Annotated in this window: 21 protein-coding genes; 8 read left to right on the top strand and 13 right to left on the bottom strand. The window is 55.2% G+C overall.

Features of this window, described 5'->3' with window-relative positions:
* Positions 1-58: 58 nt before the first annotated feature.
* Entirely contained in the window at positions 59-1,399 is a 1,341-nt protein-coding gene (pmbA, locus tag FDP13_RS16180; protein ID WP_027713363.1) for a metalloprotease PmbA, read from the top strand.
* Between the two features lie 74 nt (positions 1,400-1,473).
* On the opposite strand, the gene rnk is transcribed toward pmbA, so the two are convergent.
* The 12 genes from rnk to FDP13_RS16120 all read right to left on the bottom strand — a co-directional run bounded on the left by rnk (position 1,474) and on the right by FDP13_RS16120 (position 10,197).
* Positions 1,474-1,884: a nucleoside diphosphate kinase regulator gene (gene rnk / locus FDP13_RS16175; protein WP_015848126.1), complete on the bottom strand. Its 411-nt coding sequence runs from the start codon at positions 1,882-1,884 to the stop codon at positions 1,474-1,476.
* A gap of 178 nt (positions 1,885-2,062) precedes the next feature.
* Positions 2,063-2,335, bottom strand: a complete 273-nt coding sequence (gene npr, locus FDP13_RS16170) for a PTS phosphocarrier protein NPr (RefSeq protein WP_015848125.1) — start codon at positions 2,333-2,335, stop codon at positions 2,063-2,065.
* Entirely contained in the window at positions 2,332-3,186 is an 855-nt protein-coding gene (gene rapZ / locus FDP13_RS16165) for an RNase adapter RapZ (protein ID WP_015848124.1), read from the bottom strand. The genes npr and rapZ overlap by 4 nt, the downstream gene beginning before the upstream one ends.
* A 191-nt stretch (positions 3,187-3,377) precedes the next feature.
* Entirely contained in the window at positions 3,378-3,866 is a 489-nt protein-coding gene (gene ptsN / locus FDP13_RS16160; protein WP_015848123.1) for a PTS IIA-like nitrogen regulatory protein PtsN, read from the bottom strand.
* An 89-nt stretch (positions 3,867-3,955) separates the two neighbouring features.
* Entirely contained in the window at positions 3,956-4,243 is a 288-nt protein-coding gene (gene hpf / locus FDP13_RS16155; protein WP_033577504.1) for a ribosome hibernation promoting factor, read from the bottom strand.
* A 24-nt stretch (positions 4,244-4,267) separates the two neighbouring features.
* The gene (rpoN, locus tag FDP13_RS16150) at positions 4,268-5,701 is read right to left on the bottom strand and encodes an RNA polymerase factor sigma-54 (protein WP_033577503.1); all 1,434 of its coding nucleotides are present in this window, start codon (positions 5,699-5,701) and stop codon (positions 4,268-4,270) included.
* A gap of 48 nt (positions 5,702-5,749) precedes the next feature.
* Complete coding sequence (lptB, locus tag FDP13_RS16145) at positions 5,750-6,475, bottom strand: LPS export ABC transporter ATP-binding protein (protein ID WP_015848120.1); 726 nt, start codon at positions 6,473-6,475, stop codon at positions 5,750-5,752.
* 15 nt (positions 6,476-6,490) lie between these two features.
* Entirely contained in the window at positions 6,491-7,060 is a 570-nt protein-coding gene (lptA, locus tag FDP13_RS16140; RefSeq protein WP_015848119.1) for a lipopolysaccharide ABC transporter substrate-binding protein LptA, read from the bottom strand.
* On the bottom strand, positions 7,038-7,607 hold the full coding sequence (gene lptC, locus FDP13_RS16135) for an LPS export ABC transporter periplasmic protein LptC (RefSeq protein WP_015848118.1): 570 nt from the start codon (positions 7,605-7,607) through the stop codon (positions 7,038-7,040). The genes lptA and lptC overlap by 23 nt, the downstream gene beginning before the upstream one ends.
* The gene (kdsC, locus tag FDP13_RS16130; protein WP_015848117.1) at positions 7,604-8,170 is read right to left on the bottom strand and encodes a 3-deoxy-manno-octulosonate-8-phosphatase KdsC; all 567 of its coding nucleotides are present in this window, start codon (positions 8,168-8,170) and stop codon (positions 7,604-7,606) included. The genes lptC and kdsC overlap by 4 nt, the downstream gene beginning before the upstream one ends.
* Before the next feature lie 47 nt (positions 8,171-8,217).
* Entirely contained in the window at positions 8,218-9,204 is a 987-nt protein-coding gene (gene kdsD / locus FDP13_RS16125) for an arabinose-5-phosphate isomerase KdsD (protein WP_033577502.1), read from the bottom strand.
* Between the two features lie 30 nt (positions 9,205-9,234).
* Positions 9,235-10,197 (bottom strand): calcium/sodium antiporter, encoded by a 963-nt coding sequence (locus FDP13_RS16120; protein ID WP_015848115.1) that lies wholly within the window; start codon positions 10,195-10,197, stop codon positions 9,235-9,237.
* A gap of 278 nt (positions 10,198-10,475) precedes the next feature.
* Here FDP13_RS16120 and mlaF point away from each other — a divergent pair, with 278 nt between their 5' ends.
* From mlaF to murA, 7 genes are all read left to right on the top strand, one after another.
* The gene (gene mlaF, locus FDP13_RS16115; RefSeq protein WP_015848114.1) at positions 10,476-11,285 is read left to right on the top strand and encodes a phospholipid ABC transporter ATP-binding protein MlaF; all 810 of its coding nucleotides are present in this window, start codon (positions 10,476-10,478) and stop codon (positions 11,283-11,285) included.
* Positions 11,286-11,288: 3 nt separating this feature from the next.
* Positions 11,289-12,071: a lipid asymmetry maintenance ABC transporter permease subunit MlaE gene (mlaE, locus tag FDP13_RS16110; RefSeq protein ID WP_033577501.1), complete on the top strand. Its 783-nt coding sequence runs from the start codon at positions 11,289-11,291 to the stop codon at positions 12,069-12,071.
* A gap of 4 nt (positions 12,072-12,075) precedes the next feature.
* Positions 12,076-12,720, top strand: a complete 645-nt coding sequence (gene mlaD / locus FDP13_RS16105; protein WP_015848112.1) for an outer membrane lipid asymmetry maintenance protein MlaD — start codon at positions 12,076-12,078, stop codon at positions 12,718-12,720.
* An 11-nt stretch (positions 12,721-12,731) separates the two neighbouring features.
* Positions 12,732-13,364 carry a phospholipid-binding protein MlaC gene (gene mlaC, locus FDP13_RS16100; protein ID WP_033577500.1) on the top strand — a complete coding sequence of 211 codons (633 nt, stop codon included), beginning with the start codon at positions 12,732-12,734 and terminating at the stop codon, positions 13,362-13,364.
* On the top strand, positions 13,357-13,650 hold the full coding sequence (gene mlaB / locus FDP13_RS16095; RefSeq protein WP_015848110.1) for a lipid asymmetry maintenance protein MlaB: 294 nt from the start codon (positions 13,357-13,359) through the stop codon (positions 13,648-13,650). The genes mlaC and mlaB overlap by 8 nt, the downstream gene beginning before the upstream one ends.
* Positions 13,651-13,792: 142 nt before the next feature.
* The gene (gene ibaG, locus FDP13_RS16090; protein ID WP_015848109.1) at positions 13,793-14,047 is read left to right on the top strand and encodes a BolA family iron metabolism protein IbaG; all 255 of its coding nucleotides are present in this window, start codon (positions 13,793-13,795) and stop codon (positions 14,045-14,047) included.
* 53 nt (positions 14,048-14,100) lie between these two features.
* Positions 14,101-15,363 carry a UDP-N-acetylglucosamine 1-carboxyvinyltransferase gene (gene murA / locus FDP13_RS16085; RefSeq protein ID WP_143839897.1) on the top strand — a complete coding sequence of 421 codons (1,263 nt, stop codon included), beginning with the start codon at positions 14,101-14,103 and terminating at the stop codon, positions 15,361-15,363.
* A gap of 55 nt (positions 15,364-15,418) precedes the next feature.
* On the opposite strand, the gene degS is transcribed toward murA, so the two are convergent.
* On the bottom strand, positions 15,419-16,483 hold the full coding sequence (gene degS / locus FDP13_RS16080) for an outer membrane-stress sensor serine endopeptidase DegS (RefSeq protein WP_015848107.1): 1,065 nt from the start codon (positions 16,481-16,483) through the stop codon (positions 15,419-15,421).
* Between the last annotated feature and the right edge of the window lie 6 nt (positions 16,484-16,489).

The following is a 16,489-nucleotide window of genomic DNA, read 5'->3' as shown; positions in this document are numbered from 1 at the left end:
ACGGCATTCGTTGCATCATAGATTATCTGAATGTTTTCTTACTCATTATGGCAAATCGATGACAATAATCACTCAGGTTGCAGAACAGCGTAAAGTGCTGGAACAGGCGGTATCGCAGGCGCTGGAGCTGGCCCGTGCCGGTTCTGATGCGGCGGAAGTCGCCGTCACGAAAACAACGGGGATAAGTGTCAGCTCCCGGTATGGTGAAGTTGAAAACGTCGAATTCAACAGTGACGGCGCACTCGGCATCACCGTCTACTATCAACAGCGCAAAGGCAGCGCGTCATCCACCGACATGAGCCCGGACGCCATCGCGCGTACGGTACAGGCGGCGCTGGATATTGCCCGCTACACGTCGGTTGACCCGTATTCCGGTCCGGCCGATAAAGACCTGCTGGCGTTTGATGCTCCGGATTTGGATTTATTCCACCCGGCGGAGCTGGACGCCGATCGCGGCATCGAGCTGGCCGCCGCTGCTGAACAGGCGGCGCTGAAAGCCGATAAACGCATCACCAACACCGAAGGCGGCAGTTTTAACAGCCATTATGGCATCAAGGTGTTCGGCAATAGCCACGGTATGTTGCAGAGCTACTGCTCCAGCCGCCATTCCATGTCGGTCAGCGTGATTGCCGAGCATAACGGCGATATGGAGCGCGATTACGCCTACACCATCGGCCGTGCGCTCGACGACCTGCAAGCGCCGTCGTGGGTCGGTGAGGAGTGCGCCCGGCGCACGCTGGCACGCCTGGCGCCGCGCAAATTAGCCACTATGGAAGCGCCGGTGATGTTCGCCGCCGAGGTGGCGACCGGGTTATTCGGGCATTTGGTCGGCGCCATCAGCGGCAGCAGTGTTTACCGAAAATCCACCTTCCTGCTGGATAGCCTGGGTCAGCAGATTCTACCGGAATGGCTGACCATTCAGGAGTTGCCGCATTTGCGTAAAGGGCTGGCGTCCACGCCGTTTGATAGCGAAGGCGTACGTACCGCACAGCGCGATATCGTCAAAGACGGTGTGCTGCAAACCTGGTTATTGACCACCTATGCCAGCCGAAAACTGGGCATGAAGAGCACCGGCCATGCGGGCGGGATTCATAACTGGCGCATTGCCGGGCGCGGGCTGGATTTTGACGGTATGCTCAAGGAAATGGGGACCGGGTTGCTGGTCACCAGTCTGATGGGGCAAGGCGTGAGTGCGGTCACCGGCGACTATTCACGCGGCGCGGCGGGTTTTTGGGTTGAAAACGGCGAGATTCAGTATCCGGTGAGTGAAATCACCATCGCCGGTAACCTGAAAGATATGCTGCGTAATATGGTCACCGTCGGCGATGACATTGAAACGCGCAGTAATATTCAGTGCGGATCGGTGTTGTTGCCGTCGATGAAAATCGCCGGCGCATAACGTTCTCTCGCGGCATTCGCCGACATGGCTGCCCTCGGTATGATATTGGGCAGCCATGAGAGGATACCGTCGCGTCAGCGGTGATACTCGCCCGCCGCCTCCGGTTGGTAGAGCAACTCCATGACTTCAATTCGCGTTTTATCGCCATTCGGCAGCGGCCAGGCAATGCTGTTGCCGACGTGCATACCGAGCAGCGCAGCCCCCAGCGGCGCCATCACTGAAATTTGCTCCCGGCTGTCTTTGAGACCGGCCGGATAGACCAACGTGCGAATATGTTCTTCCGCCGTAAGCAGATCGCGGAACCGAACCCTGCTGTTCATGGTGACCACATCGGCCGGAATCTCAATCGGCTGGACGATATCAGCCCGATCGAGTTCCTCGCTCAGAGCCTGCGCTACCTCTGTATCGGCAAAAGCAGGTTGCTCCAGCAGCGCATCCAGGCGTTCGGCATCCAGCTCGCTAATCGTCAGGTGCGGTTTATCCATATGTTTCTCCAGTTTTTGCAATAGCAGATAACAACCCCCTGCCGTAAGGGCCGGGGGATAAGTTAATCCGATGGTAACAGGGATGCGGGGACGTTACCGCATAAAAACTTACCGCATAAACAGGAATAGACCGGGATCACAGACGGCGGCTTGCACCAGAATGAGAGAAAATGCCGGATTAATCTTCGTCAAATCCAGCTTCAAACAGTTGAATGACCGCCGCCAGCGCTTGCTCTTCATCCGGACCGGTGACTTCCACCTCGATATGGCGACCTTTGGCCGAATCCAGCATTAACATGGCGATAACGCTGCTGGCGTCGGCTTCAGTACCACTTTCGTTGCGCAGCAATACCTCAGCGTCAAAACTTTGCACCAGCTCGAACAGCTTCATTGCCGGGCGGGCGTGCATCCCTAAGCGGTTTTTTACTTCAACGGTCTGCCTGACGGTCATGATTTACGTTTTTCCAGCGTACGGTGGCGCGACTGTACATTTTTGCCACGGGAGCGAAAGTAATCCGCCAGTTGTTCGGCGATGTAAACGGAACGGTGTTTCCCGCCGGTACAGCCGATAGCGACGGTAAGATAGCTACGGTTGTTGGTTTCCAGCATCGGCAACCACAGTTCCAGATAGCTGCGGGTTTGATAGATGAAATTGTGGACTTCGGTATGCCGGTCGAGAAATGCCGCCACCGGTTTATCCAGCCCTGTCATCGGGCGTAATTTCGGGTCCCAGTGCGGGTTTGGCAGGAAACGTACGTCAAACACGTAGTCGGCATCAATCGGGATGCCGTGTTTGTAGCCGAATGACTCGAACACCATGGTCAGTTCACGTTCGCGTTTACCCAGTAAACGGGTACGCAGCATTTCCGCCAGCTCGTGCACCGACATTTCCGAGGTATCGATGATCAGATCGGCACGGGAACGCAGCGGTTCGAGCAGATCGTTTTCTTCATCAATAGCGCTTTCCAGCGACAGGTTCTTGCTGGAGAGCGGATGCAGACGCCGGGTATCGCTGTAGCGCCGGATCAACGTATTGCGATCGGCGTCTAAAAACAGCAGTTGGGGCGAAAAGCTTTGAGGCAGGCGGGTCAGCGCATGTTCCAGCACTTCCGGCGTTTCCGGCAGGTTGCGCACGTCTATGCTGACCGCCGCGGAGATGTTCCGTTCCGCCAGAGCGTGCGCCAGTTCGGGCAGCAATACCACCGGCAGGTTATCTACACAATAGAAACCCATGTCTTCCAGCGCGCGCAGTGCTACGGATTTTCCCGAACCTGAACGACCACTGACAATCATCAGCACCATCTGACGACTCCCCCCTGGCAGCAGGATGGTGAATGTCCACCGCCACAGTTAGCTAACTTCATTTTCCCGGCTAAGCCGGCATTCTGTCAGGCTTGCGCCTGACGTCGCACGTATTGTTATGACATATTGTTGTTATATGCGCTGTTCCCGCTCATACGCCGGATAGCGCTTAAAACGGGCGCCGCCAGCCGTCAGGGTTGGTCGGGCAGATCCGCTTGCGTCATTATCTGATACAGCTCATCATCATCTTGCGCTGCGCGCAGGCGTTTACATACGGTTTTATCCGCCAGCCGTTTGGCGACGAGCGATAAGGTATGTAAATGGGTTTTACATTGTTCGGCAGGAACCAGCAAGGCAAAAAGCAGGTCGACCGGTTGGTTGTCGATGGCGTCAAACGCTATCGGCTGTTCCAACTGGATAAAGACGCCGACTGCGCCGAGCGTATTGTCGTCCTCCAGCTTGCCATGCGGAATGGCGATACCGTTGCCGATACCGGTACTGCCCATGCGCTCACGGGTCAGAATGGCTTCAAACACCCTCTGCGGCGGCAAGTTGAGCTGTCTGGCGGCCAGTTCACTGATGATTTCCAGCGCGCGCTTTTTGCTCTGACAGTGGACAGCGCTACGCGTGCACTCCTTACGGAGGACGGCGCTAAGTTGCATAACGGGCTCGTTGTTCATGATACGTTCACTTAACGACACTGTTGCCTTCGGTTACCAGCCCGCCACGCAGCAGGCTGGTCGCTGTCCCTGCACCTGAAACGGCGAAATCAGTGCTGTTTCAGTTTATCCTTATGTTTGTTTAACTGTCTCGCCAGCTTATCGATCAGCAGATCGATGGCGGCGTACATATCGCCCGCTTCCGATGTGGCATGCAGCTCACCTCCGTTGACGTGGATGGTGGCATCTGCAATGTGCAGGATCTTTTCCACTTTCAATACCACGTACACCTGATTGATACGATCAAAGTATTGCTCAAGTTTGGCGAATTTTGAGGTTACGAATTCGCGCAGAGCATCCGTAATTTCGACGTGGTGTCCGGTAATGTTAAGCTGCATATCGTCTTCCTTCTCATGTAGGGGTCAAACCAGCTGTTTGCGTTGGTTTGACGGCGGGATAGATAAAGACTCTCGATACTTGGCGACAGTGCGGCGAGCCACAATGATTCCCTGTTCGGAAAGCAGTGAGGTCAGTTTGCTGTCGCTTAGCGGTTTAGCGGGATTTTCCGCTGCAATGAGTTTTCTCACCAGCGCACGGATGGCGGTGGATGATGCCTCGCCGCCGTTGTCGGTGTTGACGTGACTGGAAAAGAAATACTTCAGCTCAAAAATACCGCGCGGACTGTGCAGAAATTTCTGGGTCGTTACGCGGGAAATGGTGGACTCGTGCATCTCCACGGCCTGAGCGATATCCGCCAGCACCATGGGTTTCATAAATTCCTCTCCGTGCTCGAAGAACGCCTGCTGTTGTTCCACAATACAACGGGTGACTTTCAGCAGGGTATCGTTACGGCTTTCCAGACTCTTGATGAGCCAGCGGGCTTCCTGCAGATGGCTGCGGATGAACTGCCCGTCGCTGTCGTTGCGCGCGCTGTTGCCGAGGGCGGCGTACTGCTGGTTGATCTGCAACCGGGGTACGCTGTCGGTATTGAGCTCCACCGTCCAGTGTCCCTGTATCTTGCGTACCAGTACGTCCGGAATCACATACTCGGATTCGCCGGTATTGATCGACTGACCTGGGCGCGGATCGAGCGATTGAATCAGCGCCAGCGCTTCTTTCAATACCTCTTCTTTGAGGCGGCTGGTACGAATGAGGGTGCGGAAGTCATGGTTGGCGAGCAGATCAAGGTATTCGCTGACGATAAGCTTGGCTTCAGCCAGACGGGAAATGCCGCTGTCGAACTGGGACAGCTGTACCAGCAGGCATTCGCGTAAATCGCGGGCGGCCACGCCGACAGGGTCAAAACGCTGTACGCGTTTGAGCACCGCTTCCACCTCTTCCAGCGTCACCTCGTCATTACCGATACTCTCGCGGATATCGTCCAGCGACACCGTCAGGTAACCGGTGCTGTCCACCGCATCCACGATGGACGTGGCGATGGCGGCGTCGGTATCGGAAAACGGCGTCAGCTCCACCTGCCACATCAGGTAATCCTGTAGTGTCTGAGTGGTTTCACCCTGATAGACCGGCAGCTCTTCGTCACGGTAGTCGGTGCTGGTGCCGGAAGGCGTACCGGCGGTGTAGATTTCATCCCAGGCGGCGTCGAGCGGCAACTCGTCGGGCATCTCTTTTTGCTCCAGCGCCTCGCGGGTGTCCAGCGTTTCGCTGTCGCTGCTTTCCTGGGTTTCCACTTCGTCATGAATATCGGCCTGCTCCAGCAACGGGTTGCTTTCCAGCGCCTGTTGGATTTCCTGCTGGAGTTCAAGCGTGGACAACTGCAGCAGGCGGATGGCCTGCTGTAACTGCGGTGTCATAGCCAGTTGCTGGCTGAGCCTGAGTTGCAAACCTTGCTTCATAACGTGGGTTAACTTCCTTTTGAATTATCAACCTAATACATGACGTTATCAGAGTCGGAAGCCTTCGCCCAGATAGACTCGTTTTACCTGCTCATTCGCCAGTATATCCATCGGAGAGCCGTGGGCAATAAGCTGGCCCTGACTAACGATATAAGCACGCTCACAGACATCGAGCGTTTCGCGGACATTATGGTCGGTAATCAGTACCCCCAGCCCGCTATCGCGCAGATGTTCAATGATTTTTTTGATATCGATAACCGAGATAGGATCTACCCCGGCAAAGGGTTCGTCCAGCAGGATGAATTTGGGGTTGGCAGCCAGCGCCCGGGCGATCTCCACCCGACGACGTTCACCGCCGGACAGCGATTGTCCCAGACTATTGCGCAGGTGAACAATATGAAACTCTTCCATCAGTTCGTTGGCGCGATCCTGCTGCTGTTCCCGGGTCAGATCTTTTCTGACTTCCAGCACCGCCATCAGGTTGTCGTACACGCTGAGTCGCCGGAAAATCGACGCTTCCTGCGGCAGATAGCCGATACCGCGGCGGGCGCGATCATGCAGCGGCAGCAAGCTGATGTCCTCATCGTCGATGACGATGCGGCCTTCGTCGCGCGGGACGATACCGACAACCATGTAGAAGGTGGTTGTCTTGCCGGCGCCGTTGGGCCCGAGCAACCCAACGATTTCGCCCGAATTGACATTCAGGCTGACGTTTTCCACCACTTTGCGGCCTTTATACGCCTTGGCCAGATTTTCGGCGATTAGTGTTGCCATGGATTAGCACATTACTCACTGTTGTTTGGCGGGTTTGCCGGCCGGCTTGGCACCATTCTGCGTGCCTTTGTCCTGCAACTGTGTCGGAACCAGCACGGTCGTGACGCGTTTACCCTTATCACTGAAGGCTTCCATCTGTTGCTGCTGCACCAGATAAGTAATGCGGTCGCCCTTGACGTTGCTGTCCAGTTGCTCCAGGTAAGCATCGCCGGTCAGGATGACCAGTTGCTTATCCATCTCGTAACGCATTTTCTGGGCATGGCCTTTCACCGGCTTACCGTTGTCCTGCATTTGGTAGAAGGTGGCCGGGTTACCATAGCCTTCGATCACTTCATGACCTTGCTGGCCGTTAGGACGGGTGACGACCACCTTGTCGGCTTGTGCTTTTATTGAACCCTGCGTGACGAGGACGTTGCCGGTGAACGTCACCACATTGCCCTGCATGTCCAGCGCTTGCTGGTCGGAGGTAATGTGGATGGGTTGCTCGGTGTCTCCGGTCAACGCCAGTGCCGGAATGCTGACGGCAAAAAGCGAGCTGGCGATCAGAATGCTGTGTAAGACATTAATTTTTTGGTTGGATTTCATAATAGGATTTTACCTTATCGATCAGCTCGGCGGTTTTGCTGCGCAGGTTCCCGCGCATTTTCAGTCCGTTAGAAGTAAAGTTGACACCGTACAGGGTGACTTCGTCATCCGAGGTCACATCCTGCGTAACCAGATTAATCTGCGCATTATCCGTTTTAATTCGCTCCAGTTGCGAATCATTGGTCAGACTATTGACCTCAACGTGACCATACAGATAAAGCATACGGTCTTTGGTTAGCTTGGCGCGATCAGCGCGCACCGACCAGGTCGCGATCGCTTGTTCATTGAACATGGTCGCTACCGGTTGAGTAAACCAGCTCACTTGCTCTGCATTGTAGTGTTCCGCTTTTTCCGCCACCAGCTTGTAGCTCAGCTTTCCGGTCGGATCATAGACCACGGTAATGTTTTGCTGCATGGTATAGGCCGGATCGTTATTTTGCACTTCCGATGGCCCGTTTTCGGCCCGTTGAGTCGTCAGATTTAACCCGATCAACACCAGCGCAATCAATGCCAGCAACAGCGTCAGCCAGCGTTTCGTATTACTCATATCGACAGCCCTTTGGCAAAATCCAGTTTACCCTGCGCCAGCAGAATAAGATCGCAAATCTCTCTGACTGCGCCACGGCCGCCGCCAATGCGAGTGACGTAATGCGCTCTGGGCAGCAACAGCGGGTGGGCGTCGGCTACGGCGACGCTCAACCCCACTTCGGCCATCACCGGCCAGTCGATCAGATCGTCGCCGATGTAAGCAACCTGACTGGCGGTGAGCGACAGTGTATCCAACAGCTCACGGAAGGCCAAAAGCTTATCAGATTGACCTTGATATAAGTGGCGTATCCCCAATGTCTGGCAGCGGTCGATGAGCAATTGCGATGTGCGGCCGGTGATAATCGCCACGTCGATATCCGATGTCAGCAGGCAGCGAATGCCGTAGCCGTCGCGGACGTTGAAGGTTTTCAACTCCTCGCCCTGATTTCCCATATAGATAAGGCCGTCGGAGAGCACGCCGTCGACATCGCAGATTAACAGACGTATATCACGGGCACGCTGCATGACCAGGGTATCGACAGGCCCATAACAGGTATCGGTTTGCGGCCGGTTTTCACTCATTCACTCATATCCTTGGTTTTTTATTCTGTGGTGCTCGGGGGCCGGGCTTATACCACACCTGCGCGCAGCATATCGTGCATGTGAACAATCCCCAGCAGACGATCATTCTCCGCCACCAGCAGCGAGGTAATGTGGCGAGACTGCATCAGATTCAGCGCATCCACCGCCAGTGTGTGCGGCGTGACCCGAATACCGCCGCGCGTCATCACATCGACGATGCCGGCGCTGTTGAGATCGATATTCATGTCGAACACCCGGCGCAAGTCGCCGTCGGTAAAGATACCTTCGATGCGATCGTCCTGGCCGCAAATCACCGTCATTCCCAGATTCTTGCGGGTAATCTCCAGCAGCGCATCGCGCAACGATGCGTCGCGGCTAACCCGAGGGATCTCGTCGCCAGTGTGCATGATATCGCTGATTCGTAACAGCAGTTTGCGGCCGAGTGCGCCGCCGGGGTGCGACAAGGCGAAATCTTCGGCGGTAAAACCGCGCGCCTGCAACAGCGCAACAGCCAGCGCATCGCCCATCACCAGCGTGGCGGTGGTGCTGGAGGTCGGCGCCAGACCCAACGGACAGGCCTCCTGGGATACGTGAACGCAAAGATGGATATCCGCCGCTTTCGCCATGGTGCTTTCCGGGTTGCCGGTCATGCAGATAAGGCACACCTGCAGGCGTTTCAGTACGGGAATCAGCGCCAGAATTTCATGAGATTCGCCGGAGTTGGAAATGGCGATCACGATATCCTGCGCGGTAATCATGCCCAAATCGCCGTGGCTGGCTTCGCCGGGATGGACAAAAAAAGCCGGCGTGCCGGTGCTGGCAAACGTCGCCGCCATTTTGCAGCCGATATGCCCCGATTTACCCATCCCCATCACCACGACTTTGCCGCGGCAATAAAACATCTTCTCGCAGGCCTGCGAGAAATTGTCGTCAATATATTGATCCAACTGCGCGAGGCTATCGCGCTCGATGGATAACACCTGGCGACCAGCGCTCTGGAAATCGAAACCCGGTTGTAACTCGAAATGTGACATGTAAAACATCCTGCGTTGCCAATGCTCTGGCTATGAGAACAAGAACAGCATCGAAAGGTACGCAATGAACGCACATAACAGCAATGCGCCAGCCCCCTGACCGATGCGCCGTTTCTGGCGGAGACAGAGAACCGTCAGGAGCGCGCTGACCCCCAGCATCACCCAATAATCGCGAGCGAACGCGAGCGGATTTACCGCGCCGGGGGAGAGGAGAGCGGGCACGCCCAGCACTATCACGATATTAAAAATATTGGAACCAATCAGGTTGCCGAGCGCGATGTCATCCTCTTTTTTCAACGTGCCGACAATCGCCGTCGCCAGTTCCGGCAGGCTGGTGCCGATGGCCAACACGGTCAACCCGATGGTCAGTTCGCTGATATTAAAGTAATTGGCGATAACCGTGGCGTTATCGATCACAATCCGCGCCGACATCGGCAGAATAATCAGGCCGATCAGCAACCATAATAACGCGACGGTTTGGTTGTCTTCTCTGGGTAACTCGGCCATCTGCTCCCGCGTCAGGCTATCGTCGCCGCGACGTTGCGCCGCGCGCGCCATGCGCAGCATTAATACAATGCAACCGCAAGCCGTCAGCAACAGAATGACGCCATCCAGCCGGCTGAGAAAACCGTCGTGTAATAACACGCCGCACAATAGCGTCACCACCAGCATCGGCGGCAGTTCCTGACGCAACAGCGTGGAGTGAAAAGTCAGCGGGCGGATAAGAACGGCGCTGCCGAGGATCAGCAAAATGTTGGCGATATTCGACCCCAGTACATTTCCCACCGCCATATCGGTTTGATGGTTGAGCGCGGCGGTTACGGATACCATCAGTTCGGGCAGCGAGGTGCCCATCCCGACAATCGTCATGCCGATAATCATCGGCGGTACGCCAAATGTGCGGGCCAGTACGGCGGCACCATACACCAGACGGTCGGCGCCATAAACCAATAACACTAAACCAACGATTAACAGTACTGTCGCAAAAACCATGCAGCGTCCTTTATTCAGGTATAATCACCGGTTTATTGGCGAACAAACCAGTATTTCTGGACGAATAATAAGCAAAACCGCCATTTTTCCTCGTTAGCGCTAATTCTGACTGCGCAGGGCGAAAAAGTAAAACCAATGGCAATTTTGGCTACGAAGCGATCTCCTGATTCTGTAACAGTGAACAGCCAGCGTAACACTCTGAAAGACGATTTCAGGGCGTAATGGTGCGAAAATGTGAAAACGGGCGGTCACTGCGGGTGATCGTTGAGGAATAGACCATGAACCACGAAAATCTGGTAGAAATTCGCGGGCTCAGTTTCCGGCGGGGCAACAGGCCGATTTTTTCGGATGTCTCGCTGAATGTGCCAAAGCAAAAAATCACGGCCATCATGGGGCCGTCCGGCATCGGTAAAACCACGTTGTTACGGTTGATTGGCGGGCAGTTGCAACCAGACGGCGGTGAAATCTGGTTCGACGGGGACAATATTCCGGCGCTTTCCCGTTCCCGTTTGTATGAAGCCCGTAAGAAGATGAGCATGTTGTTTCAGTCGGGCGCGCTGTTTACCGATCTGAACGTGTTCGATAATGTTGCCTGGCCGTTGCGCGAACATACGCAGTTGCCCGAGCCGTTGCTGCACAGTACGGTGATGATGAAGCTGGAGGCGGTCGGACTGCGTGGTGCGGCCGAGCTGATGCCGTCCGAGCTGTCGGGCGGCATGGCGCGACGTGCGGCGCTGGCGCGTGCGATTGCGCTGGATCCGCAACTGATCATGTTTGATGAGCCGTTCGTCGGACAGGACCCGATCACCATGGGGGTGCTGGTGAAGCTCATCGACGAGTTGAATCATGCGCTTGGCGTGACCTGTATCGTGGTATCTCATGATGTGCCGGAAGTACTGAGTATCGCCGATCATGCATATATCATTGCCGATCAGCGGGTTGTGGCCGAGGGGACGCCGACTGAATTGCAGCACAATAGCGATCCGCGCGTCAGACAGTTTCTCGATGGCATTGCCGATGGCCCGGTGCCGTTCCGCTATCCGGCGGGCGACTATCAGCGTGGGCTGTTAGGCTTGGGGAGTAAGTAATTCATGCTAGTACAGGCATTAGCGTCGCTGGGGCGCGCTGGCATTCAGGTATGCGCTGCTTTTGGGCGCGCCGGGCTGATGTTGTTCAATGCGTTAGTGGGGAAGCCGGAACCAGCCAGGCAGTGGCCGCTGCTGCGTAAACAGCTCTATAGCGTCGGTGTGCAATCGTTGCTGATTATTATGGTGTCCGGCGTGTTTATCGGCATGGTGTTGGGCCTGCAGGGCTATCTGGTTCTGACGACCTACAGTGCGGAAGCCAGCCTGGGCATGATGGTGGCATTGTCGTTGCTGCGTGAACTCGGGCCGGTGGTAACGGCGCTGCTGTTCGCCGGTCGAGCCGGTTCCGCCCTGACGGCGGAAATCGGGCTGATGAAGGCGACCGAGCAGCTATCCAGTATGGAAATGATGGCGGTAGACCCGTTGCGCCGCGTAGTGGCGCCGCGTTTTTGGGCGGGGGTGATTACCATGCCGCTGTTGACGGTGATTTTCGTCGCCGTGGGCATTTGGGGCGGTGCACTGGTGGGCGTGGACTGGAAAGGTATCGACAGCGGCTTTTTCTGGTCGGCGATGCAAAACGCAGTGGCGTGGCAAAAAGATTTGCTCAACTGCGTGCTCAAGAGCCTGGTGTTTGCCATTACCGTCACCTGGATTGCACTGTTCAACGGTTATGACGCGATTCCGACGTCAGAAGGCATCAGCCGCGCGACGACCCGCACCGTGGTGCACTCGTCGCTGGCGGTACTGGGATTGGATTTTGTGCTGACAGCACTGATGTTTGGGAAATAAGTCGATGCAAACAAAGAAACATGAAATAGGGGTTGGCGTGTTCATGCTGATCGCGCTGTGCGCCATAGTCTTTTTATGCCTGAAGGTGGCTGACCTGAAATCGCTGGGGCAGCAACAGACTTACCGTTTGTACGCCACTTTCGACAATATCGGCGGCCTCAAGGCGCGTTCGCCGGTGAAAATCGGCGGGGTGGTGATTGGCCGGGTGGCGGATATTTCGCTGGATACCAAGACATATCTGCCGCGGGTAGCGATGGATATTGATAAGCGTTACGACCACATTCCGGATACCAGTTCGCTGGCGATTCGTACGTCCGGCCTGCTGGGAGAACAGTACCTGGCGCTGAATGTCGGTTTTGAAGATGAGGACATGGGAACGTCGATATTGAAAGATGGCGGCACCATTCAGGACACCAAGTCAGCCATGGTCCTGGAGGACCTTATCGGCCAATTCCTATATAAGAGCGGCGGCAACAATACTGACAATGCCAGCCAGAATAATGGCGTTCAAAATACGGTTAACCCTAATACGGTTAACCCAAATAATGAGAATCAGGGCCATGCTAAACCGGCGGAGACCAAACCGGCGGAGAAAAACGGTGAGGCGGCAAAACCTGAATCCGGCGAAAAACCGACCCAACAGCCTTGAGAGGACACAGCATGTTAAAACGTTTATTGATGGCGGTTTTGTTGGTCGTTGCCCCGTTTGTTAACGCGGCGGATCAAACGAATCCTTATAGCCTGATGCGTGATGCGGCGCAGAAGACCTTTGATCGTCTCAAAAATGAACAGTCGCATATTAAGCAGGATCCCAACTACCTGCGTACCGTCGTACGTGAAGAACTGCTGCCTTTTGTGCAGACAAAATATGCCGGCGCGCTGGTGTTGGGTCAGTACTACAAGAGTGCGACGCCGGATCAGCGTGAGGCGTATTTCAAGGCGTTTGAAACCTATCTTGAGCAGGCGTACGGCCAGGCTTTGGCGTCTTATCATGGTCAGACTTACGAAATCGCACCGGAGCAACCGTTGGGTAACGCCGAGATTGTTTCCATCCGCGTCACCATTATTGATAACGGCGGCCGCCCGCCGATCCGTCTGGATTTTCAGTGGCGTAAAAATACCAAGACCGGTTACTGGCAGGCTTACGACATGATCGCCGAAGGGGTGAGCATGATTACCACCAAACAGAACGAATGGGCGTCTACGCTGCGCCAGAATGGGGTGGACGGCTTGACTAAGCAACTGCAAGCGTCGGCCCAGCAGCCGATTACGCTGGGTCAGAAAAATGGCTGATGCGCTGAAGTGGCGGCAGGCTGACGACATATTGTTTTTGGAAGGCTGCCTGGATCGGAACAGTTTACTGCCGCTCTGGCAACAGCGTAATGCGTTGCTGGCCGCTAGCCGTGTGCTGGATGTCGAGCAGGTTGAACGTGTGGATTCCGCCGGTCTTGCCCTGTTGGTGCATTTTTATCACCAGCAGGAACAGCAGGGAACGCCGATGAAGATTACCGGTGCCAGTGAGCGGCTGCGTACGTTGATTCAACTGTATAACCTGAATGAAATCATTCCGGTCCATTGAGTCGACCTGTCGCCTGAGTTTTTATGATTAAGGTTCCCCCTTGTCGCCTGTGCGCAAGGGGGATTTCTTTTGTTTAAGATGGCGACGGATTCATCTAAGATACCACCCTGTTTATCATCCCCCTGACGTAGAATCGAGAGCAATGGAAAACGACGAAATTAAAGACGTGCTGATGAAAGCGCTGGCGCTTGAGGAAGCGCATGTTTCCGGTGACGGCAGTCACTTCCAGGTCATTGTGATAGGTGAGTTGTTCAAGGGTATGAGCCGCGTAAAACAGCAGCAGGCGGTCTATGCGCCGCTGATGGAATACATCGCGGATAATCGCATTCATGCGTTGTCAATCAAGGCTTATACCCCTGAAGAGTGGCAGCGCGACCGTAAACTGAGCGGTCTGTAATTCAGCGGCTATTCGGCCGTGCTATTGATTCTGAACATTGAGAAATCGTCACTATGGATAAATTTCGTGTGCAGGGGCCAACCCGGCTCGCTGGTGAAGTTACTATTTCCGGCGCAAAAAACGCCGCCCTGCCTATCCTGTTCGCTGCCCTGCTGGCTGAAGAGCCGGTAGAAATCCAGAACGTTCCCAAACTGCGTGATATCGACACCACCATGAAGTTACTGAGCCAATTGGGCGCCCGTGTTGAGCGCAATGGTTCCGTGCATGTCGATGCCAGCTCGGTGAACGTGTTCTGTGCGCCGTATGACCTGGTGAAAACTATGCGGGCGTCTATTTGGGCGTTGGGCCCGTTGGTGGCGCGTTTTGGTCAAGGGCAGGTGTCACTGCCGGGTGGTTGTGCCATTGGTGCCCGTCCGGTCGATTTGCACATTAATGGCCTGGAGCAGCTTGGCGCGCACATCACGCTGGAAGAGGGGTATGTGAAGGCGACGGTTGACGGCCGACTGAAAGGCGCACATATCGTGATGGATAAAGTCAGCGTTGGCGCGACTGTCACCATCATGAGCGCCGCGACGCTGGCAGTGGGTAAAACCATCATTGAGAATGCCGCACGTGAGCCTGAAATTGTCGATACAGCGAACTTCCTGAATACGCTGGGTGCCAAAATCAGTGGTGCGGGTAGCGATAAAATCGTTATCGAAGGGGTAGAACGTCTGGGCGGCGGGGTATACCGCGTGCTGCCGGATCGTATCGAGACCGGCACGTTTCTGGTGGCGGCGGCGGTATCCGGTGGTAAGGTCGTGTGTCGCCACACCCGCCCGGATACGCTGGATGCGGTGTTGTCCAAACTGCGTGAAGCGGGTGCTGATATCGAAATCGGCGATGACTGGATCAGCCTGGACATGCATGGGCGTCGGCCGAAAGCCGTGAATGTGCGTACTTCTCCGCATCCAGGATTTCCAACCGATATGCAGGCACAGTTCAGTTTGCTGAACCTGGTCGCGGAAGGGACCGGTGTCATCACTGAAACCATTTTCGAAAATCGCTTCATGCATATCCCCGAGTTGATTCGTATGGGCGCGCAGGCGGAAATCGAAAGCAACACGGTGATTTGTCACGGCGTTAGCCGTTTGTCTGGTGCGCAAGTGATGGCGACCGACCTGCGAGCGTCGGCTAGTCTGGTGTTGGCCGGATGCCTTGCGGAAGGAACGACGCTGGTTGATCGTATTTATCATATCGATCGCGGCTATGAGCGCATTGAAGACAAACTGCGTGCGTTGGGCGCCAATATTGAACGGGTGAGTGCGAACGACTAACCATTATTGCCGGGTGCTCTGTTGTTGCATCACCCGGCGTGATCACGGGATTAACTCAGTCGGTGGTGGGGTATTCCTGGATGGTCATATTCAGTTTTATTTCCTGATTATCCCGTAAAATAACCACTGGAATGACCGAACCAGGGCGAATTTCCGCCACCTGATCCATGGTTTCCAGCACCGATCGGGCTGGTTTGTTATTCACTTCCAACAGCAAGTCGCCTTCCTTCATCCCGGCTTTATCTGCCGGACCACCGTCGTCTATCTTACTGACGACGATACCCTGCAACCGTTCCAGACCAATCACCTGATTGCCCAACTGTTCACGCTGGGCGCCACGGATGCCGATATAACCGCGAATTACCCGACCATCACGGATCAACTTATTCATGATCTTGGTTGCCAGTGCAGTGGGTATGGCAAAACCGAGACCTTCCGGGGTGCCGCCATCATCGCTTTTGTCAAATGACAAGGTATTGATGCCGACCAGTTCGCCCTGTGTGTTAATCAGCGCGCCACCGGAGTTGCCGCGATTAATGGACGCATCGGTTTGCAGAAAGTTCTGTCGACCGGATGGCGTTAGCCCAACCCGACCGGTCGCGCTGATAATCCCTTGCGTCACCGTCTGGCCGAGGTTATAGGGGTTACCGATAGCCATCACGACGTCGCCGACATGAAATACCCGTTTGGGATTGATGGGAATTTCCGGCAGATTGGCACCTTCAATTTTCAGTACCGCCAAATCCGTCAGGCTGTCTGAGCCTACCAGCAGCGCTTCGAACATACGGCCATCCTGCAGTGTAACCACAATTCGCTCAGCATTACTGATCACATGCTTGTTGGTCAGGATGTACCCTTTATTGTTCATGATCACGCCAGAACCCAGCGTGCGGACGTTCATTTCGCTTTGGGTTCTCGGATCGTTGGCCTGATTGTATACGTTCACCACGGCGGGTGCAGCACGGCGGACTCCCTGGTAGTAACTGACCGGGTTTTCCTGACTGCTGTCGCTGCTGGGTTTGAACCAGCCCTGGCTGGAGCGCAGTGTCGGGATGGTTAGCAACAGGATGCCAGCCACGATGACACCGAAGAGCGCCGAACGTAACAGTTTGGTTAGCATGAGCGT

The organism is Dickeya sp. ws52 (assembly GCF_007210685.1).
Taxonomy (GTDB): Bacteria; Pseudomonadota; Gammaproteobacteria; order Enterobacterales; family Enterobacteriaceae; genus Dickeya; species Dickeya chrysanthemi.
This window is presented reverse-complemented; position numbering and strand designations above follow the sequence as displayed.